The organism is Mesonia ostreae (genome assembly GCF_031845265.1).
GTDB lineage: Bacteria > Bacteroidota > Bacteroidia > Flavobacteriales > Flavobacteriaceae > Mesonia > Mesonia ostreae.
Genome location: NZ_JAVRBG010000015.1, coordinates 35,318 through 55,008 on the forward strand (window position 1 = coordinate 35,318; position 19,691 = coordinate 55,008).

Genomic DNA, 19,691 nt, shown 5'->3' on the forward strand with positions numbered 1-19,691 from the left:
TGCGTATTTTAGCCGAATGAAGATCAATTACTCCTTTATTATTCCAGTTTACAATAGACCAGGAGAAGTGGAAGAATTACTAAATTCGTTTGCCGCTTTTACCACAAAAATTCCATTTGAAGTGGTTCTAGTAGAAGATGGATCGAGCATTTCCTCTAAAAATATAGTGGCAAAGTATGAAAATAGGCTAAACTTATCTTATTTTGAAAAAGAAAATACAGGGCCCGGAGATTCTAGAAATTATGGAATGCTAAGAGCTAAGGGTAATTATTTCATCATTTTAGATAGTGACGTTATTATGCCAGAAAACTACTTGGACGAGGTAGAAAATTACTTAAGTGAAAATAAAGTAGATTGCTTTGGAGGACCAGATGCTGCACATCAAATATTTTCTCCCATTCAAAAAGCAATTAATTTTGTGATGACTTCTTTTTTGACTACTGGCGGAATAAGAGGTAAAAAGAATGCAGTAAAGGAATATGAGCCTAGAAGTTTTAATATGGGAATTTCAAAAGAAGCTTTTTTGGCTACAAGAGGTTTTGGTAAAATTCATCCAGGAGAAGACCCAGATTTGGCTATTAGAATTAAAAATAAAGGTTTCAAAATCGGTTTTATTGAAAAAGCTTTTGTGTATCACAAACGTAGAATAGATTGGAATAAGTTTTATATACAAGTAAATAAATTTGGAAAAGTAAGACCTATATTAACTTCATGGCATCCAGAAACTTCGAGCATTGTTTTTTGGTTCCCTACGTTCTTTATTCTCTCTATCTTAGTGGCGTTAGGAGTAATACTGCTAGACTTTTATCTACCTTTAGCGCTAATTCTTGCGTATTTATGCTTAATTTTTCTTCTTTCAAGCGTACAGAATAAAAGTTTAAAAATAGGATTACTATCTGTGAAGGCACTTTTAATACAGTTTTATGGTTATGGGGTTGGCTTTTTAAAGTCTACCTATTATATTAGATTGCTCAAAAGAAAACCTAAAGAAGTTTTTCCTGAATTATTTTTTGAATAATGTTAAAAGAACAAATACAACGTCTAAATAGGACCACCTTTAAGAAGATTAATTTTAAGGCATTTTTCTTTTTCTTTTTTTTTGCGATGCTAATTTGGTTACTGATTCAGTTTTCTAAAACCTATACCAAAGATGTGTTGATCCCTATTCAGTTTAATGATATTCCTAAAGATAAGATTGTGGAGCGTACACAAGCTTCCATCAAGCTTAGAGTCACAGAAAATGGTTTCGTTTTAGCCTGGTTATCTATAAGAAACCCTAGCATGATGATTTCTCTGGAAGAGCTACCTATAATCGAGAATAACTTGATTTACCAAACAGAAAATGCGGAAGCAGATATTCTCTCTATGCTTAGAATAGATTACGATAACGTTCGTTTTATCACCAAGACAATAAAAATTCCATTTATTCAGAAGGAAACAAAAGTAGTACCTGTAATTCCCGATATAGAAGTGAGTTATGCTCCTGGATATAATTCTGATGAACAATTTTTAATTCAGCCAGATTCCATTGAAATCAGTGGAGCAAAAAAGGTATTAGATTCTATTCATTCTATTTCTACTCAAAAACTCATCCTTAAAAATGTAAGCGCCAATACCAAAGGCGTAGTAGAGGTAGATACTACAACACAGTCTAAAGTAACGTATTACCAGCATGAAGTAGAATATTTTTTAAAAACTAAAAAATTTACAGAAGGCAGATTAAATATTCCAATAGAAATTCTAAATGCGCCTAAAGATGCATCTGTAAGTATTTTTCCGAAGGAAGTGATTGTAATTTATACGGTTAGCTTGGATGGTTTTGAAATGATAACAAAAAATGATTTCGTTGTGGTTTGTGATTTTGATGATTTAAGTGAAAATCAAAATTTTTTAATTCCGAAGATTCAAAAGAAACCGAGTAATGTAACAGCGATACGATTAAATATTAATAAGGTTCAATTTGTATTGAAAAAATGATGACTATAGGACTTACTGGCGGAATAGGCAGCGGGAAAACAACCGTAGCAAACTTCTTTAAAGAATTAGGGATTCCTATTTATATAGCAGATATTGAGGCAAAAAAGATCATGAATAGCTCTTTAGAAGTGAGAGAGGAGCTCATTGCTTTATTTGGAGAAGAAGCTTTTATAGGAGGTGCATTAAACCGAAAGTTTATCGCTTCCAAAGTATTTAGTAATAATGACTTACTTCAAAAATTAAATCACATTGTTCATCCGCAGGTAGCAAAACACTTTAAAACTTGGGCAAAGCATCAAAATTCTCCATACATTATCTATGAGGCGGCTATACTATTTGAAAATAATGCTCAAGATAATTGTGACTATACTATTTTGGTTACGGCTCCCAAAGATATCAAGTTAAAAAGACTTCAAAAAAGAGACGATAGTAGTGTGGAAGAGATTGAAAGTAGAATGAGCAAGCAATGGAATGATTCTCAAAAAATTAAACTTGCAAACTTTGTCATCACCAATACAGATTTAGCAGATACTAAAGTACAAGTTTACCAACTTCATAGCAAGCTCTTAGGCCTTGGTAAAGCTTAGAAAATCATATGTTAACTTTTGGTTAAACCAGTTTATCTGTAAATGTTAAAATCTTACTTTTGAGGACATGAAAAAGAAAGTATTCTTATTTCTTGTTCTCTTAATGAGTTTATCCTTAATAGGAATCATATTTGTACAGGGCTACTGGATCAAAAATACAGTAGAAACAAATGAGGAACAATTCTCATTTAATGCAAAGCAAATTCTTATCAATGTAGTAAGTGAGATAGAGAATCAGGAAGTTGATAGGTATTATATTCAATATGCAATTTTAGCCGACTCTAGCAAGCCTACTAGTGCGAGACTTAGTGAGCTTTTTCAAATAAAACAAGATCAGTTAACCAACGAAACTTTCTTTTATACTAATAGCGTTTTACAAGAAGACTATAAATTATCTTCTTCCTTTTTAAGTGAAGAAAAAGATAGTATAGATTTTAAAAAATTAGTAAATCGTAAGGTTACGAGGATCGTTAGAAATGATGAGATTGATGGCACAGATCAACTTTCGGCTCAAGAGAAATTCGAGAGAATTTCTAGATTAGAGGATAATGAAAAGTTTCTTTTGTTGGATGCGATAAAAGAAAAAGCAGCGGAACTTCCAATTTATAAGAGGGTAGATACTACTTTAATTAGAAATCTAGTAAAAGCGGAATTAAAAACTAGAGATATAAAATCTAAGTTTGAAATTGGAATTTATAGCGACGCTTTGGCGACAAAAATTAAGTCGGAAGGTTTTGTGCTTAATTCTCCTGCCACCTATGGGATTCCAATTTTTAAATCGGATAATACAAATTATAAGCTGTTTATAAACTTTACTGAAAAAAAGAAAGAGGTGTTTTCTTCCATCGCTTTTATGGCGATTTTGAGTATTGTTTTTACACTTATTATCATCATAGCCTATTTTAGTGCTTTATCACAGTTAATAAAGCAGCGACAAATTTCTCAAATTAAGACGGATTTTATCAATAATATGACGCACGAATTTAAAACGCCAATTGCCACTATTAACTTGGCCTTAGATTCAGTTAAGAATCCAAAAATATCTTCAGATCCAGAAAAGATGCAAAGGTATATGCGGATGATACGAGAGGAAAATAAGAGAATGCATGCCCAAGTAGAAAATGTACTTCGTATTTCAAAATTAGAAAAGAACGAACTTAATATAAAGAAAGAACGTTTAAAGCTTCATGACCTGGTAGAGGATGCAGTAACGCATATTGAGTTGATTGTAGATGATAGAGAGGGTTATGTAAAAACTCATTTTGGGGCATTAAAATCTTCTATTTTGGCCAATGAAACCCATTTTACCAATGTGATTGTAAATATATTGGATAATGCTGTAAAGTATACCGAAGGAAACCCAAAAATAGATATCTATACAGAGAATGTGAAAAATTTTATCATTCTAAAAATTAGAGATCAAGGAAAGGGGATGAGTAGAATAGTTCAGAAAAAAGTATTTGAAAAATTTTTTAGAGAACATACAGGAAACGTACACGACGTAAAAGGACACGGTTTAGGCTTAGCCTATGTAAAACAAATAGTAACCGATCATCACGGAGAAGTTAGCCTTCTTAGTGAAAAAGGAAAAGGAAGCACATTCATAATTAAATTACCATTAATATCATAACTATATGGAAACTGAAAGCAAGAAGATTTTATTAGTAGAAGACGATCCAAATTTCGGAATCGTTCTTAAAGATTATTTAGCCATGAACGACTATGAAGTGGTGCATGCTAAAAATGGAATGGAAGGTTTTGAAAAGTTTAAAAAAGACGATTTTGATCTTTGTATTCTAGATGTCATGATGCCTTATAAAGATGGGTTTACATTGGCAAAAGAGATTAGAGAGAAAAACGAGGAAGTGCCTATTATTTTCTTAACTGCAAAAGCGATGAAAGAAGATGTTTTAAAAGGGTATAAAGTAGGAGCAGATGACTACCTAAATAAACCTTTTGATAGTGAAGTACTTCTTATGAAGATAAAGGCTATTATGCAACGTAAAGCAACCGACAGCGTAGCAGATAGTAAGCAGTTTGAATTCCAAATAGGAGGTTTCTTCTTAAATTCTAAATTGAGGTTTTTAACCTTCAAAGAGGAAGAACCATCTAAATTATCTCCTAAAGAAAATGAGCTGTTGAGACTATTGGCTTTGCATGAAAATGATTTAATGCCAAGGGAATTAGCGCTAACCAAAATTTGGAGAGACGATAACTATTTCACTTCTAGAAGTATGGACGTTTACATTGCAAAATTACGTAAGTATTTAAAGAAAGATGAGAATGTAGAAATTTTAAACATTCACGGGGAAGGATTTAGACTTGTGATACGAAATAAAGAAGAGGAAAGTAAATAATTTTTTAGTAAAAAAAATTAGCTCTTCAGTTTCAAAGGTTGACTAGTGAAAATTTATTTTTTCTGGTCAACCTTTTGCGTTATAAAATCTGCTATTTCCTGTGCGTCTGCATCATAAGAGAACCAATACGTGTGCTCGTCTCTTTTAAACCAAGTGAGTTGTCTTTTGGCAAATCTACGCGTGTTTTTTTTGATTTCACTTAGCGCAAAATCTAAGCTCCAAGTACCATCAAAATATTGGAATAACTCTTTGTATCCCACCGTATTTAATGCGTTTAATTCCCTAAGCGGATATAATTCTCTGGCCTCTTCTAAAAGTCCGTTTTGCATCATTAAAACCACTCTTTTTTCTATACGCTCATAAATTAATGGGCGAGGGGCATCTAAACCAATTTTAAGGGAGTTAAAATTTCTTTCTTTGGCAGAATGATTTAAAAAGCTAGAATAAGGTTTTCCTGTTCCTAAACAAATTTCTAAAGCTCTAATGACTCTCTGCGGATTAGAGAGTGCTACTTTTTTATAATGGATAGGATCTAATTCTTTTAGTTGAAGCTGAAGAGACTCTAGACCGTGTTTTTGCACCTGCACATTTAACTTTTCCCGAATGGAAGCTTCTACTTTAGGAAAATGATCTAAGCCTTTGTTTACCGCATCTACATACAAACCACTTCCGCCGACTAAAAATAGAATTTTGTGTTTTTTAAACAGCTTTTCAAGCTTATGTAGTGCTTCTTTTTCAAAATCACCTACTGAATATTTTTCAGAAATAGAAACGTGTTGTATAAAATGATGTGGTGCAGCTGCTAACTCTTTCGCAGTGGGGACAGCGGTTCCTACACTCAGTTCCTTATAAAACTGCCGAGAATCTGCCGAGAGAATTTCCGAAGAAAAATGCTGTGCTAAAGCAATGCTTTTTGAGGTTTTGCCAATTGCCGTAGGTCCTACAATAGATACGAGGTACGGTTTATTCATCTTTGTTTAAGGAATATCCGCAGTTATTACAATACTTAGCAGAATCAAGATGTTTTTCTTGTCCGCAATTATAGCACGATTGCGTGTTATTTAAAGCTTGAGGTTTCGCAGATTTAGAATACTCTGCACTTACTATTCCTGTGGGTACAGCAATAATTCCATAACCTAAAATCATAATTATAGAAGCTAAAAATTGACCCAAAGGTGTTACAGGGTGAATATCACCAAAACCAACCGTAGTGAGTGTTACAATAGTCCAATAAATACCAATGGGAATACTTGTAAAGCCACTATCTTTTCCTTCAATAAGATACATAAGTGTACCAGCGATTAAAGAAAGAATCACCACGGCATAAAGAAAAACAAAAATTTTTGCTTTACTGTTTTTCAATGCCGCTGCCAATTTATTTCCTTCTCCAATATAGCGCGTAACTTTTAAAATTCTAAAAATTCTTAATAATCGTAAGGCTCTAAACGTAAGAAAAGCCGTACTTCCTGCTAAGAAAAAAGAAAGGTATAATGGGATGGTTGATAAGAAATCAATAATTCCATAAAAACTAAAAATATATTTTTTAGGATGTTTTATGCTTATGATTCTAGCAATATACTCTAGTGAAAAAAGAATAGTCACTACCCATTCTGCATAAAATAAAAACGTATATACCCAATCATCTAATCCCGTGATGCTTTCTATCACTACAAAGAATACACTGAGTAGGATAAGTATAAGCAAAAGAACGTCAAAGGTTTTTCCTTTAGCGGTATCCGCTTCATAAATTACCTCATGTAATTTTTCTCGCCACGTAAGTGAGGCTTTGTTTTTCAATATTTTTTATTTTTTTGAGATTATAAAAATAGGAATAAACTCTGGGTATTAAAATTCAATTATCTTAATGTTCTTTTTTCTACGCATATAACTCTGGATGATATGCTGGGCATCCCTATTATTTGGCATGGGAGCAATAATATTTTTTAAAATATCAATGTTGCTAATCTGGTGGTTGAGCTGCGCATATCCATAACCTTGAAACTTACCGTTTTCAATCAATAAAATGCTTTTTTCTCCGTTTTCTCTTCCGCGGTCTACTAAAATCATATTTTTATTGAGGTAACTGAAGCGTTTTAAAACTTCTTGCACTCTTTCATTATAAACCTCTGGCGTTTCCTCTCCTATGCAAGCCCCTTCACAGGCTTTTATAGAGTAATTAAAGCAACTTGAGTCAGTTTTATAGATTCCAGTAAACTTCTGACAAAGGCCATAAGTCTCGGTAAGCATTTCCATAAAGTTTTTCGCTTGCTTCAAAGTGGTAAAGCTCGTCAAAGGTTCATCTACTAAAGAGGCTTTCATGATCTTAAGCTCAAGGTATCCATCTTCGTTAATGTGAGACTGAACCGCATAGTTGAAAACATCCTTTTTTAAAGCACGGTTGTATTTAGGCTTATTTTTTTTGATTTCATCATTCTCTTTTAATAACGCTAATAATTCATTTCCTGTAGACTCATAAGATACGGCAGTAATTTCTTGGCGCATTTTTTTAGACTTATGACTGTCATTCGTAAAATGCTGATTTAATCGTTTCCGGATATTATTACTTTTTCCAATATAAATGATTTCTCCAGCTTCATTGTGCATATAATACACCCCAACATTAGAAGGAACCTCTTCTAAAATTCTGATGAGTTTATTATCTAATTGATTTGTCGGGATTTTTCGTATCGATTTTTTGATGATTTCCTTTTCAGAATCTTTATTCAGCAACAACTGAAAAAGTTTTACTGTCGCCAACGCATCTCCGCTAGCCCTGTGTCTATCGGTAATGGGAATGCCTAAGTTTTTTGTTAGTTTTCCAAGACTGTAGGAAGGTTGATCTAGAATAAGTTTTTTAGAGAGCTCTACGGTACAAATGTTTTGTCTCTCGTAGGTATACCCTAACCTTCGATATTCCATTTTTAAAATGCGATAATCAAATTTTGCGTTGTGCGCTACCAAGACACATTCTGAAGTGATTTCAATGATTCTTTTTGCAACTTCATGAAACTTAGGAGCATTGCGAAGCATGTCATTATTAATTCCGGTAAGACCAACTACGAAAGCTTGTATGGGACGTTCTGGATTCACCAAGCTAATAAACTGATCCACGATTTCGTGGCCGTCATATTTATAGATAGCAATTTCGGTTACTCCCTCTTCATTATACTTTCCTCCCGTAGTCTCTATGTCAACAATTGCGTACAACTATATATGTTTTTTAATTATAATTTCGTTCTCCAAAAATAGAACTTCCTATTCTTAGCATCGTACTTCCGTTTTTGATTGCGATTTGGTAGTCACCACTCATACCCATAGATAGGATAGTGAGCTCTGGAAATTCTTTAGAGAAATCATCCATTTTTACTTTCAGATATGCAAATTCGCTGTCTATTTTCTGCTCATCTTCCGTTAAGGTAGCCATTCCCATTAGGCCTACAATTTTTACGTTTTCCATTTCTTTGTAAGCTTCAGAATTTAAAATTTTTAAAGCTTCGTCTGCACCCATACCGTACTTGGAGTCTTCTTCAGCAATTTTTAGTTGCAATAAACAGTTAATGACGCGATTCTCCTCTTTTGCACGTTTATTAATTTCTTTAAGAAGTTTTAATTTATGAACCGCATGAACGAGATTCACATAAGGAGCCATATATTTTACTTTATTGCTCTGTACGTGACCAATCATATGCCATTCAATATCTTTAGGAAGGGCTTCGTGCTTATCGGTCATTTCTTGGATTTTATTTTCTCCAAAAATGCGCTGTCCAGCATCATAAGCCTCCATTAAATCTTCATTAGGTTTGGTTTTAGAAACCGCTACCAAATCGACATCTTTAGGTAAATCCTCTTTGTATTTTTTAATTTTTTCTGAAATACTCATAATTCCATCTCGCATTAATATTCATAAATCGTAATTCCGCTTCTTAGTTTAGGTTCAATGTAAGTCGATTTAGGTGGCATAGTTAAACCTTCATTAGCGATATCTTTCATTTCTTTTACGGTGGCGGGAACCATTCCAAATCCTACTTGAAATAAACCACTATCCACTTGCCCTTTCACAAAAGGCATTCCTTTTTTACCGTGCGCATAATCGAGTCGCTCATCACATCTAGGGTCTTTAATCCCTAGAATGGGGTGGAGCACGGTTTCGTAAAGTACTTGCGCATCCAAATGGGAAAGTGAATTTTCTATTTTAAAATTCAGTTTTCTTAAATGAAGCGAGTAAAAATCTCCATCCAAATACATACTAAATTGATGTTTCTCTTCGGGCTTGTAATACGTGTTTTTTCTATTCTGAATTCTAAACGAGTTATCTAGCTTAATTAAGAACTCCTCCTTAGATAGGCCATTAAGGTCTTTTACCAGTCTATTAAATTCTAGAATTTTAAGATTGCTTTCCGGAATAATGTAGCTCATAAAAAAATTATAAGGCTCTTTTCCGGTATGCTTAGGATTTTTCACTTTAAATTCTTCGTACAATTGATAGGCCGAAGCACTTCGATGATGACCATCTGCAATATAGAGGTGATCCATATTCTCAAACTCTTCTTGAATTTTTTTTAAGGTAGCCTCATCATCCAAATTCCATAAATAATGCGTATCCCTATAGGTAGTTGTAAACTCATATTCGGGCCTTTCTTTAGTCACCTCCTTTATAATCTGAGATAAAGTTTCATTATCTTGATGCGTTAACAAGACGGGTTCTGCATTAAAACCTACCGTTTCTAAATAATCTTTAAAGTCATCTTCGCGGTGGGCGATGGTTTCTTCGTGCCGTTTAATTAAATTACTTTTGTAACTCTCTAAGCTAGTAGCTGCAATAATTCCCGTAAAAACTTGTCTCTCGCTATCTACTAATCTATAAATGTAATAGTTAGGTTTTTTATCCTGAATAAAAATATTATCCTCCCTAAATTCTTGATATCTATTTCTTACCAGTTCGTAACGATCTGGTCCAGAAATCTCTTTATGGTATTTATAGCCCGGATTTACAATGTGCAAAAATGAAAACGGATTGTTATCCAAACGCGCTTCTCTTTCGGCTAGAGTATAATGGTGGTATGGCCTAGAAGAAATAAGACCTACTTTATCGCGCGTAGGTCTTACCGCTTTAAAAGGAGTTACTTTTGGCATATATTTTTATTTGAATTGAGCCGAAACCTTTTCTGCTTTTCTACTTTCTGAGTAATCGTAAAAACCTTCTCCAGATTTAACACCTAATTTACCTGCTTGCACCATATTTACTAAAAGCGGACAAGGAGCATATTTAGGATTCTTAAAGCCACCATACATCACCTCCAAAATGCTTAAACATACATCAAGCCCAATAAAATCGGCTAATTGAAGTGGTCCCATAGGATGCGCCATTCCCAATTTCATCACCGTATCAATTTCCTCTACTCCGGCAACACCGTTGTACAAAGTTTCAACCGACTCATTAATCATCGGCATTAAAATTCTATTGGCGACAAAACCAGGGTAATCATTTACCTCTGTTGGTACTTTCTTTAAAGCTTTAGAAAGCTCCATAATTGTTTCTGTAGTCTCGTTAGAAGTGCTGTAACCTCTAATGATTTCTACCAGTTTCATAATAGGCACCGGGTTCATAAAGTGCATTCCAATCACTTTGTCAGCTCTTTTAGTGACCGAGGCAATTTTAGTAATAGAGATAGAACTGGTATTAGAAGCCAAAATCACCTCGTCTGAACAAAACTGATCTAAGTCTTTAAAAATCTGAAGTTTTAATTTTTCGTTCTCTGTAGCTGCTTCTACTACAAGACCTACAGATTTTACACCCTCTTCTAGCGAAGTAAATTTGGTAATATTATCTAAGGTATTAATTTTTTCGCTTTCGCTGATTTTTTCTTTGGCAATCATTCGGTCTAGATTCTTGGTAATGGTGGCCAAGCCTTTAGAAAGATTATCTTCAGAAACATCAATTAAGTTAACTTTATATCCAAATTGTGCAAAAGTGTGGGCAATTCCGTTTCCCATAGTTCCTGCGCCAATAACTGCAATATTCTTCATAAGATTGTTTATATATTTTTAATTAGAAAAACTTTCAATAATTTGTTTCGCTACCTGTAAAGCTTTTGTGCCTTGCTCTAAAGTAACTCTTGGGGTGGTATTGTTATTAATCGCATCGGCAAAAGTTTCTAGCTCCTCAAGAATGGCATTGTTCTCTTCTACATCTGGATTATCAAAGTAAATTTGTTTTTTGATGCCTTCCGCATTTTGAAGAATCATATCAAAATCCCCCGGACTTTCTGGTGCGTCTTTCATTTTTACCACTTCGCATTTTTTCTCCAAAAAATCTACCGAAATATAGGCGTCCTTCTGAAAGAAACGCGCTTTTCGCATCTGCTTCAAAGAAATTCTACTGGCAGTAAGGTTGGCCACACATCCGTTTTCAAACTCGATACGCGCATTACAAATGTCTGGAGTTTCACTAATGACAGAAACTCCACTCGCATTAATTTGTTTTACTTCAGATTTTACGACACTTAAAATAGCGTCGATGTCATGAATCATCAAATCAAGAACTACGGGCACATCAGTTCCCCGCGGATTAAATTCCGCTAGACGGTGAGCTTCAATAAACATAGGCTTTTCAATCATTTCAGTAACCGCCTGAAAAGCAGGATTAAAACGCTCCACATGACCCACTTGTCCTTTTACTTGATGTTTTTTGGCAAGTTGTACTAATTCTTCGGCTTCTTCTACGGTGTTGGTAATCGGTTTTTCAATAAACACATGCTTCCCAGCTTCAATTACCTTTTTAGCGGTTTCAAAATGCGAAAGCGTAGGCGTAACGATATCAATCACATCTGCTTGCGCAATTAAATCGTCTATAGAAGAAAAAATTGGATAGTCAAATTCTTTAGAAACTTCTTGGGCATAGGCAGAATTACTGTCATAAAACCCAATTAAATTATAGTGTTCTGATTGATTTAATAAGCGCAGGTGAATTTTTCCTAAATGGCCTGCACCTATAACTCCAACGTTAAGCATACGATCTGGTTTTTCACAAAAATAGCATTTCTTTTATAGAAGTAGTATTAATTTTTGTGAAATGAAGATTCAGAAATACAAGAAATACTTTTAATAATTCTATATTTATTTTACGTAACTTAGTAGGAACCAAGATCACACTATGAAAACAACACTACTTTTTCTTTTCGTAATTTTTTCAATTTCTCTTTTCGCCCAAACCACCAGTATTCCAGATGAAGGTTTTGAACAAGCTTTAATCGATTTGGGAATCGATTCAGACCAAAGCATTAATGGCCAAGTTTTAACCAGCGATGTGGCGAGTGTGACGAGTTTGGACTTGTCTTGGAATATGATTGATAAAATTACTGGTATAGAGAGTTTTATTTCTTTAGAAGTTTTAAACATTTCTAATGCACATCTTTATTATTATAACACGGCATTAGACCTATCCTCATTAACTAACCTAAGAGAATTATATTTTGATGGATATGGAGATGTTATCACAAATTCTGCAACTAAAGTTATACTTAGTAATAATCCTAATTTAGAATTTATTTCGGCTATAGGTAATTGGCCGTTAGAAATATTGGATTTAAAAGAATCGGATTTGAACATTTCTAACCTAGAATTATGGCTTGGTGATTATGATGGTTGGACGGGAGAACCAATTCCTGTATGTGTGGAAGTGACCAATCCTACGGAAGCTACAAATGATCAAGGAATTTATAGCTCATGGAATATGTATGGTCCTATGAATTTTTCTTCTGACTGTAACTTGGGGACTTTAAATAAGCAACAAATTACTGCGGAATTATATCCGAATCCTGTCCGAGAGCAATTTCAAATTCAAACTTCCAAAGAAATTAAAGAAGTAAACTTGTATTCTTTAAACGGAAAAGAAGTAGCAAAATTTAATGTGCAAAGGGCTTATGACATTTCTCAACTTCCTGCGGGAATTTATTTTGTGCAAATTCTTACCTCCAAAGGTACTGCAACACAAAAACTCATTAAGAATTAGAACCTTAGGCAAAACCTTATTTTTAAAGAGATTTTCTTTGATAGATAGCCAAGAATTGAATAGATTTTTGGCTATTTTTATGCAAAATTTGGCGCATTGAAAGATAATTTTAGACATCAAGGAAAGAGACAGCATCTGGTAGAAATTCTTAGAGAAAAAGGAATTACCGATGAGAAAGTTTTAGCAGCAATCAATAAGATTCCGCGGCACTTGTTTATGGACAGTTCTTTTGAAGATCACGCCTATCAAGATAAAGCTTTTCCCATTGCAGCAGACCAAACCATCTCTCAGCCTTACACGGTAGCTTTTCAAACCCAATTGCTAGAGGTAAAAAGAGGAGATGAAATTCTTGAAATTGGTACAGGAAGCGGTTATCAAACTGCGGTCTTGTGTGAACTCGGAGCTCGAGTTTACAGTATTGAACGCCAACAAGAATTATATAAAAAAACGAAACTCTTTTTAAATAAGATAGGTTATAGGCCTAAATACCTCACTTTTGGCGATGGTTACAAGGGTTTGCCTTTATACAAACCTTTTGACAAAGCCATTGTTACTGCTGGCGCTCCTTACGTGCCAAATCCCTTATTGGCACAGTTAAAAGTAGGAGGGAGACTGGTGATTCCGGTAGGAACAGACAGTCAGGTGATGACTTTATTTATTCGTAAATCGGCTAAAGAATTTGAGAAAAAAGTATTTGGAGAATTTAGGTTTGTTCCCTTACTGGAAGATAAAAATTAATAGAAGGTAAAAAAACTTCTCAAAATCTGTCACCCTGAACTGGCTTCAGGGTCTGCTTTTCGACTAGTTCTTCGCTTCTTTAGAATGTTCGACGACTCGCAATTGTTAACAAAAGTATCTCGGTTTCCTTAGTAAGAGATGCTGAAACAGGTTCAGCAAGACAGTAAGACTGGTATAAATTTTATTCTATATTTTTTCGTCCTGAGACTTGTCACCCTGAACTGGTTTCAGGGTCTGCTTTTCGACTAGTTCTTCGCTTCTTAAGAATATTCGACGACTCGGAATTGTTAACAAAAATGTCTCGGTTTCCTAAGGATGAGATGCTGAAACAAGTTCAGCATGACAGTAGTGGAAAGAGTATAGACTATTTAGTAACTAAAAACTAAGTCCAAACACAAAAGCTCCATTTTGCCAACCTCCTTGATAAGGTTGTACGTAATCTACACGTAAAAACCTGAACTTTCCAATTCCTAAATTGCTAATTCCCACCGTAAACTCGGTATAAGGTTTGTGCGATTGTGTCATCAAGGAATGCGCGCCCACCACCATATTAAAGTTAAGCTGATTAATTCCAGGGATTTTCCCTAAAATCCATCCGTTAAAATCGTGTTCTACATGCGCTTCAGCATAATCATCGTTGGTGCTATGCGTATAATACGGCAGTAAGTTAAATTTGGCTAAGGCATTATCTAAATTGATTCTGGTTTGGTTTCCGCGGAAATGTTGGTAATCAACCAATGAAATCTCATCTGCATTAAAAAATTTCCCAGCTCTTAGCCCGTAATTAAATTCTCCCTTATTTTGTAAACTCAGCGTTTGATCTGCCGAAATTTTCAGTAAATCAAAATTGTACTGTTTAATGTCAGAAGCAAATCCTTTTTCATATCCCACCCAAAGCGTAGGGAAGTCGTTGTTGTTTACGTTATATTTTCCGTCGGGGTAATTATAATATTCCTGTCCGAAGTTAATCCGCGCATTCAGTTTTAATTTGGCAATCGTGTGTTCTTTAAAGGAAGCCGAGCCAAAAGCTTGTGGTGCAAATGGGTTGTTAGATGTATAGCCGCCGTTATCATCGTTGATAAAAACGTGGTCTGTGGTGTTAAAAAGCGGACTCCTTTTTTCTGCGCTTAACGCGGAATAGAAACGAAAACCATTAAACAATTCTTCAGAATAAGTAGCTTCAGCAAATAATTTATCGTAGAGTTTTAGGTAATTGCGTTCAAATAAAATATTAGCTGCATCATTTACATAAAGTGGAAGCGGATCTGTATCATTTATTTGCATCGCTTTAATCCCTCCACTTAGAGCGATTATAGGTTTAGACTTGTTGTTGAGTTTGCTTCTAAAACCTCCACTTACACGGTAGCGATCATCGCTTAGGCCATAACTCATATCGCTAAATAAATTCCAATACGTGTTTTCTTCTTCGTTTCTTTTGGTAAAATTAAGGTCTAGATTTACGTTCCAGCCTTGCACCGTATTATAATGCAAACCCGTTAAAGGTCCGCTAATACTGAATCGATAAGCTTTATGCGAGTTTTGATAGCTATAACCAAAAAGAGGATCGGTTAACGAAAACTTATTCCTTACGCCATCAATAGAATCCTTGTACACCTTAGAGTTTTTGCGTTCTTGAACACTATCTTTTTTCACATAATCTGTCAATTCTTCATCTGTTAACGGAATAGGGCGAATGCCTTGCCAAAACAACGAATCTTTTTTATTGGCTTCGTCTTCAAAACTCATAATCTCTCTGCTAAAAGATGTATCATCAAACTGCGGACTAAAATCGTGATTGCTATACACTGCAGAAAAGCGTCCGTCGCCACTCACGCCAAAAATTCCCCAGGTGAAATCTACGGTTTGGGAGATTTTTACCCAAAGCTCATCGTTCTTATTGTATTTAAAATTTTGTTTAAATACCAAGGTATCAATAGGAGTGATTTGCATGGCTTTCCCCGTGGTGCTTAGATCTACGCCGTAAACCTCCCAGTCGTCTTCAATAATGTAGATGTACCCAAAAAAGATTCGGTCATTCTTACGTTTGGGCGTCACTTTTATTTTATTGATGAGGTTGCCTTGTTCGTCATAAAAAACGCCGTCTAGCTTATAATCATAATAGTTAAACGCATAATCTGCGATAGGAGAAACCAACTCGGTGTTGAGTTCTATGGTATTGTTGTAGAAATTAAAATTCGCTTCGCGTGCACTGTTCAAGCTGAATCCGTTATCGTTTCCGCTTACTTTGGAAGCCACAATTTTCTCGTGAAAGTCATCTGGAGCTTTAAATTTGATTTTGGAGATGGTTTCAGATAAGTAAACGATTCCGCTACGGGTAGAATCTAATCCGCCCCCAAGGTCACCTACTTCAGCTCCCAGTATTTTTTTGGGAGCGTTCTTTATTTTCCATAAGCCACGCGAATAAAAATCTGCCGTATAAGCATCGGTTTTAGCTAGATTTTCCTTTCTATATTCAATCGCTTTTTTAATCACGCGAATCGCTGGATTTTCTCCAGATTTAAGAACAACTTCATCTAAACTTGTAGATTCTTCCGCTAAGGAAACATTTAAAATAAATGGAAACCGCTCCAAAATCACTTCTTTCTCCAGCGTTTTAAAGCCTAAAAACTGAAAAACCAGCGTATGAGTTCCTGTTTGTTCATAATCGAGCTTGTAATTTCCTTCGTTGTTAGTGGTGGTTCCTTTGTAAGTGTCTTTTATAAAGATATTTACATAAGGAATAGGCTCTCCAGCATCATCGGTTACCTTACCAACTATTTGCGAGAATCCAGAAAATGAAGTAATAAGAAGTGCTAGAAGTAAAAGTTTTTTCAAAAGAAATGATTTTAGTTAAATTCTTTTTTAATGCGATCTAAACGGCGTTTGCTATCTCGATCTTTAATAGTTTCCCGTTTGTCATGGGTTTTCTTTCCCTTACAAAGTGCAATGCTTAGCTTTGCCAAACCTCGATCGTTTATAAATAAGCGTAATGGGATAATGGTCAATCCCGTTGAGGTTACCTGTTTGTACAGTTTGCGTAATTCTTTCTTTTGAAGTAATAATTTGCGTTCACTTTTTGGATTGTGATTAAAATGCGTGGCGTGAGAATATTCTTCCACATGCATATTAATGACAAATAACTCGCCGTTATGAAACTCGCAAAAGCTTTCGGCAATTCCAGCCTTTCCAGCTCTAATAGATTTAATTTCGGTTCCCGCTAATTTGATCCCTGCCACAAACTTTTCAAGGACTTCATATTGAAACTTAGCTTTCCGATTCTTTATGTTGATATTGTTTTTACTCATAGCATGTGCTAAAATAGGAAGCTTTTTTCAATTAATCATAGGCTGTACCCTTAAAGACGTCATAAAATTAGATATGTTACAATTTTGAGGGACGCAAAGTTTGCTTTCCTAAGAACTTCTGTATATTTACAAACAAATGAAATACCTATGAAACAGATCTGTATTTTCTTATTATTTACTGCAATGATAAGTTGTAAAAATGAGTCTAAAGAGCCAACAGTAGAGGTGAAAGATGATTTTACAGAAGAAAAAGTTGCCAAAGCACAAGAGGTTTTAAGTAAGGTAATTGAACGGGCAGGTGGAGATAAATACCAAACATCTGCAATAGAATTTCGCTTTCGCGGAAATAAATACAGTAGCGTTCGCAATTGCGGAATGTACGAGCTACAAAAACTGGAAGTTACTGAAGATGGGGATAGCATTAAAGATGTGTTATCTAATATGGGTTTTGAACGCTTTGTGAACCGAGAGAAATTAAGCTTACATGATTCTCTAGTTACAAAATATAGCAATTCTTTAAATTCAGTGCATTATTTTGTACAACTGCCTTTTGGTCTTAACGATGCTGCAGTAAAGAAATCGTATTTAGATACGGTTAGCATCGAGAAAAATAAATACCATAAAATTAAAGTACAATTTACCGAAGAAGGTGGGGGCGATGATCATGAGGATGTGTATATGTATTGGGTTAATGTAGAGAAAAACACCATAGATTATTTAGCTTATTCTTTTGAAGTGAACGGCGGCGGAATGCGTTTTAGAAAAGCGATTAATCCTAAGATAGTCAATGGGATACGTTTTGCTGATTACGAAAATTACGCTCCAAAAGAGGACAATCTAAATGTAGAAAATTTAGACAAGGCCTTTATGAATGATAAGCTTAAAAAGCTCTCAGAGATTATTAATGAAGACATAAGAGTGGTAGTGGGAGAAAATAATTGCGATTAAAGCGGATGCTTGGTTAAAGAGCTTTTCATTTTTCCGTTCTTATAAACGACTATTTTGTATAGGTTGCTATTATTGCCATCGTCGATGTCTTTATACTTTTGTTTTCCTAAAATAAGGTTGACAAATTTTGGCGTCGTATCGCTATGACCAACCACTAAAACCGTTTTTCCTTTGGTTTCTTTTTGAAAATCTACATCGTTTAATTTTTTAACGCTGTACGATCTTACCTCTGTATTAAATACTTTTGCAGTTGGGGCTGCGGTTTGTTGAGTGCGTTTAAAGTTGCTGCTGTACACCAAATCTATTTTTTTATCTTGGAGTATTTTTGCCCAATTTTCGGCTCTTTCCTGTCCAACTTTTTTTAAAGAAGGATTATTTCCGTCGGTAGAACGATCTTTTTCCCCGTGTCTTATAAAGTAATAGGTAGTCTCAATCTCATGTTGAATCTCTTCCGCAGCAGCGATTTTATCATTTTTTACTGAAGTCGAAGGTTGATCTTTGCATGAAAAGAATACGGTGAGTAAATATATAAAGGTATATTTCATAAGCTTAATTGTTGATAATTTCAAACCACAGAAGCTGGTTAAGTTGTGGCATAAAACTACTAAAGTTATTATCTGAGATTAAAAGTAAGGTTTTATTTCCATTTTCTAAGCGAGGACCATAACAAAATCCTTCTAAGTTATCAATGGTATTATTGGTTAAAAACTTCCGGATATCTTCTAAATCTAACACCAGATTTTTTTCTGTGTTTGGTTTTGCTAAACCACGAACCGACTTTTTATCTAAAGTGTTTTCGCTTTCATAAACCACATATTCATAGATATGCACATTGTGAGCCTTGCGGCCTCTGCCCGCAGAAAAGGCTCTTTCTAAAACTAAAAACCGATTTTTATCTAGCGCAAGAATATCTGTAAGTCCATTCAGATAAAACGGTAGAAAAGGTATTTTCCTAATTCTCCCAAGTGGGTAAGTGAATTGTTTTTGAGGTTTGGTATTTTCAAAATCATAATAAGTAAACCGTACTGGCGACTTTGTGCCATAGAGTTTGGGCTTGGGACCATCTGCTTCTAATGGAAGCTCATTAGCTACCCAAAAACCTTGCTGATCTGTGCTCACTGTAATTCCTTCAAGAACACCATTATTTCTTGGTTTGGATTCACTGTGGGCCTTAAACTGAGACGGAATATCATACTTATTTATCAATTTTCCTTGCTGATTATATTGTAAGATAGAAGGATCTTTAGCGTTGTTTATCGAGCCTTCGCTCACCACTATAAAATCCTTTTCTGTTGGGGTGATCATAAAGTCTTCTAGATCTAAATGACTATTTTTAAGCGAAGAATCAGGTTTATCTAGTAAAATAACTTCTTTAAAAATAAGACTATCTACCTTTCTTTTGCTGGTATACAGACGAGTTTTATAAATTCTTGGATTATTAGGATCGTCGCAAACCATATAATATTCATCACCTTTTTTTGCAATTCCAGAGAGACCTCCAATCTTGGTATTGCTTAAAGTAGCATCCTCAGGAATGATATGTTCATCTAGAAATCTAAGTTTTATTGAAGGTTCTTTAGATGGAGGTAAGGAAGCGCAATTAGTTAATAAGGTTAAAGATATTGAGAAAAGTAACAGCTTGGCTAAAAGTTTTATTTTATTTAAAAACATAGTTTTACGATAATTCAAAGAAATAAGACAAGATACGATTAATAATATGCTAAAATAAAAAAAGCCCCATTGAAAAATGAGGCTTTTGATTACTGGA

General features: G+C 34.7%; 19 protein-coding genes. 8 read left to right on the forward strand and 11 right to left on the reverse strand.

What is annotated here, in order from left to right:
* The first annotated feature begins 16 nt into the window (after positions 1-16).
* The 5 genes from RLT85_RS13150 to RLT85_RS13170 all read left to right on the forward strand — a co-directional run bounded on the left by RLT85_RS13150 (position 17) and on the right by RLT85_RS13170 (position 4,921).
* Positions 17-1,018 (forward strand): glycosyltransferase family 2 protein, encoded by a 1,002-nt coding sequence (locus RLT85_RS13150; RefSeq protein ID WP_311402509.1) that lies wholly within the window; start codon positions 17-19, stop codon positions 1,016-1,018.
* The gene (locus tag RLT85_RS13155; protein WP_311402510.1) at positions 1,018-1,977 is read left to right on the forward strand and encodes a YbbR-like domain-containing protein; all 960 of its coding nucleotides are present in this window, start codon (positions 1,018-1,020) and stop codon (positions 1,975-1,977) included. Before RLT85_RS13150 ends, RLT85_RS13155 begins: the two co-directional genes overlap by 1 nt.
* A complete protein-coding gene (gene coaE / locus RLT85_RS13160) occupies positions 1,974-2,564 on the forward strand; it encodes a dephospho-CoA kinase (RefSeq protein ID WP_311402511.1) in 591 nt (196 codons plus the stop codon). Before RLT85_RS13155 ends, coaE begins: the two co-directional genes overlap by 4 nt.
* Before the next feature lie 67 nt (positions 2,565-2,631).
* Positions 2,632-4,194 carry a sensor histidine kinase gene (locus tag RLT85_RS13165; RefSeq protein ID WP_311402512.1) on the forward strand — a complete coding sequence of 521 codons (1,563 nt, stop codon included), beginning with the start codon at positions 2,632-2,634 and terminating at the stop codon, positions 4,192-4,194.
* A gap of 4 nt (positions 4,195-4,198) precedes the next feature.
* Positions 4,199-4,921 (forward strand): response regulator transcription factor, encoded by a 723-nt coding sequence (locus RLT85_RS13170; RefSeq protein WP_311402513.1) that lies wholly within the window; start codon positions 4,199-4,201, stop codon positions 4,919-4,921.
* Positions 4,922-4,974: 53 nt separating this feature from the next.
* On the opposite strand, the gene miaA is transcribed toward RLT85_RS13170, so the two are convergent.
* The 7 genes from miaA to RLT85_RS13205 are packed head-to-tail and all read right to left on the reverse strand — an operon-like array spanning position 4,975 to position 11,932.
* On the reverse strand, positions 4,975-5,892 hold the full coding sequence (gene miaA, locus RLT85_RS13175; RefSeq protein ID WP_311402514.1) for a tRNA (adenosine(37)-N6)-dimethylallyltransferase MiaA: 918 nt from the start codon (positions 5,890-5,892) through the stop codon (positions 4,975-4,977).
* A complete protein-coding gene (locus RLT85_RS13180) occupies positions 5,885-6,718 on the reverse strand; it encodes an ion transporter (protein ID WP_311402515.1) in 834 nt (277 codons plus the stop codon). Before RLT85_RS13180 ends, miaA begins: the two co-directional genes overlap by 8 nt.
* Before the next feature lie 48 nt (positions 6,719-6,766).
* Entirely contained in the window at positions 6,767-8,128 is a 1,362-nt protein-coding gene (locus RLT85_RS13185) for an exonuclease domain-containing protein (RefSeq protein WP_311402516.1), read from the reverse strand.
* Positions 8,129-8,141: 13 nt separating this feature from the next.
* On the reverse strand, positions 8,142-8,801 hold the full coding sequence (locus RLT85_RS13190; RefSeq protein WP_311402517.1) for a YggS family pyridoxal phosphate-dependent enzyme: 660 nt from the start codon (positions 8,799-8,801) through the stop codon (positions 8,142-8,144).
* 14 nt (positions 8,802-8,815) lie between these two features.
* A complete protein-coding gene (locus RLT85_RS13195) occupies positions 8,816-10,054 on the reverse strand; it encodes a DUF1015 domain-containing protein (protein ID WP_311402518.1) in 1,239 nt (412 codons plus the stop codon).
* Positions 10,055-10,060: 6 nt separating this feature from the next.
* Positions 10,061-10,948, reverse strand: a complete 888-nt coding sequence (locus RLT85_RS13200) for a 3-hydroxybutyryl-CoA dehydrogenase (protein ID WP_311402519.1) — start codon at positions 10,946-10,948, stop codon at positions 10,061-10,063.
* An 18-nt stretch (positions 10,949-10,966) separates the two neighbouring features.
* Complete coding sequence (locus RLT85_RS13205; protein ID WP_311402520.1) at positions 10,967-11,932, reverse strand: Gfo/Idh/MocA family protein; 966 nt, start codon at positions 11,930-11,932, stop codon at positions 10,967-10,969.
* 142 nt (positions 11,933-12,074) lie between these two features.
* Between RLT85_RS13205 and RLT85_RS13210 the strand changes: the two genes are divergently transcribed.
* Both RLT85_RS13210 and RLT85_RS13215 read left to right on the forward strand, forming a co-directional pair.
* Positions 12,075-12,932, forward strand: coding sequence for a T9SS type A sorting domain-containing protein (locus RLT85_RS13210; protein WP_311402521.1), 858 nt, complete (start codon positions 12,075-12,077; stop codon positions 12,930-12,932).
* Positions 12,933-13,028: 96 nt separating this feature from the next.
* Positions 13,029-13,670: a protein-L-isoaspartate(D-aspartate) O-methyltransferase gene (locus tag RLT85_RS13215; RefSeq protein ID WP_311402522.1), complete on the forward strand. Its 642-nt coding sequence runs from the start codon at positions 13,029-13,031 to the stop codon at positions 13,668-13,670.
* A gap of 375 nt (positions 13,671-14,045) precedes the next feature.
* On the opposite strand, the gene RLT85_RS13220 is transcribed toward RLT85_RS13215, so the two are convergent.
* Both RLT85_RS13220 and smpB read right to left on the reverse strand, forming a co-directional pair.
* Positions 14,046-16,505, reverse strand: coding sequence for a DUF5686 and carboxypeptidase regulatory-like domain-containing protein (locus RLT85_RS13220; RefSeq protein WP_311402523.1), 2,460 nt, complete (start codon positions 16,503-16,505; stop codon positions 14,046-14,048).
* 11 nt (positions 16,506-16,516) lie between these two features.
* The gene (gene smpB, locus RLT85_RS13225; RefSeq protein WP_311402524.1) at positions 16,517-16,975 is read right to left on the reverse strand and encodes an SsrA-binding protein SmpB; all 459 of its coding nucleotides are present in this window, start codon (positions 16,973-16,975) and stop codon (positions 16,517-16,519) included.
* Between the two features lie 147 nt (positions 16,976-17,122).
* Here smpB and RLT85_RS13230 point away from each other — a divergent pair, with 147 nt between their 5' ends.
* A complete protein-coding gene (locus RLT85_RS13230) occupies positions 17,123-17,923 on the forward strand; it encodes a DUF6503 family protein (protein WP_311402525.1) in 801 nt (266 codons plus the stop codon).
* On the opposite strand, the gene RLT85_RS13235 is transcribed toward RLT85_RS13230, so the two are convergent.
* Positions 17,920-18,468, reverse strand: a complete 549-nt coding sequence (locus tag RLT85_RS13235; protein WP_311402526.1) for a SixA phosphatase family protein — start codon at positions 18,466-18,468, stop codon at positions 17,920-17,922. The two genes, RLT85_RS13230 and RLT85_RS13235, sit on opposite strands and share 4 nt — an antisense overlap.
* Before the next feature lie 4 nt (positions 18,469-18,472).
* Positions 18,473-19,594, reverse strand: a complete 1,122-nt coding sequence (locus RLT85_RS13240; protein ID WP_311402527.1) for an esterase-like activity of phytase family protein — start codon at positions 19,592-19,594, stop codon at positions 18,473-18,475.
* Positions 19,595-19,691 lie beyond the last annotated feature (97 nt).

What these genes read in the sequence shown, in the direction of transcription:
- RLT85_RS13150 (WP_311402509.1), top strand. Translation starts at nt 17, where the DNA reads ATGAAGATCAATTACTCCTTTATTATTCCAGTTTACAATAGACCAGGA.
- RLT85_RS13155 (WP_311402510.1), top strand. Translation starts at nt 1,018, where the DNA reads ATGTTAAAAGAACAAATACAACGTCTAAATAGGACCACCTTTAAGAAG.
- coaE (WP_311402511.1), top strand. Translation starts at nt 1,974, where the DNA reads ATGATGACTATAGGACTTACTGGCGGAATAGGCAGCGGGAAAACAACC.
- RLT85_RS13165 (WP_311402512.1), top strand. Translation starts at nt 2,632, where the DNA reads ATGAAAAAGAAAGTATTCTTATTTCTTGTTCTCTTAATGAGTTTATCC.
- RLT85_RS13170 (WP_311402513.1), top strand. Translation starts at nt 4,199, where the DNA reads ATGGAAACTGAAAGCAAGAAGATTTTATTAGTAGAAGACGATCCAAAT.
- miaA (WP_311402514.1), bottom strand. Translation starts at nt 5,892, where the DNA reads ATGAATAAACCGTACCTCGTATCTATTGTAGGACCTACGGCAATTGGC.
- RLT85_RS13190 (WP_311402517.1), bottom strand. Translation starts at nt 8,801, where the DNA reads ATGAGTATTTCAGAAAAAATTAAAAAATACAAAGAGGATTTACCTAAA.
- RLT85_RS13195 (WP_311402518.1), bottom strand. Translation starts at nt 10,054, where the DNA reads ATGCCAAAAGTAACTCCTTTTAAAGCGGTAAGACCTACGCGCGATAAA.
- RLT85_RS13200 (WP_311402519.1), bottom strand. Translation starts at nt 10,948, where the DNA reads ATGAAGAATATTGCAGTTATTGGCGCAGGAACTATGGGAAACGGAATT.
- RLT85_RS13205 (WP_311402520.1), bottom strand. Translation starts at nt 11,932, where the DNA reads ATGCTTAACGTTGGAGTTATAGGTGCAGGCCATTTAGGAAAAATTCAC.
- RLT85_RS13210 (WP_311402521.1), top strand. Translation starts at nt 12,075, where the DNA reads ATGAAAACAACACTACTTTTTCTTTTCGTAATTTTTTCAATTTCTCTT.
- smpB (WP_311402524.1), bottom strand. Translation starts at nt 16,975, where the DNA reads ATGAGTAAAAACAATATCAACATAAAGAATCGGAAAGCTAAGTTTCAA.
- RLT85_RS13230 (WP_311402525.1), top strand. Translation starts at nt 17,123, where the DNA reads ATGAAACAGATCTGTATTTTCTTATTATTTACTGCAATGATAAGTTGT.
- RLT85_RS13235 (WP_311402526.1), bottom strand. Translation starts at nt 18,468, where the DNA reads ATGAAATATACCTTTATATATTTACTCACCGTATTCTTTTCATGCAAA.
- RLT85_RS13240 (WP_311402527.1), bottom strand. Translation starts at nt 19,594, where the DNA reads ATGTTTTTAAATAAAATAAAACTTTTAGCCAAGCTGTTACTTTTCTCA.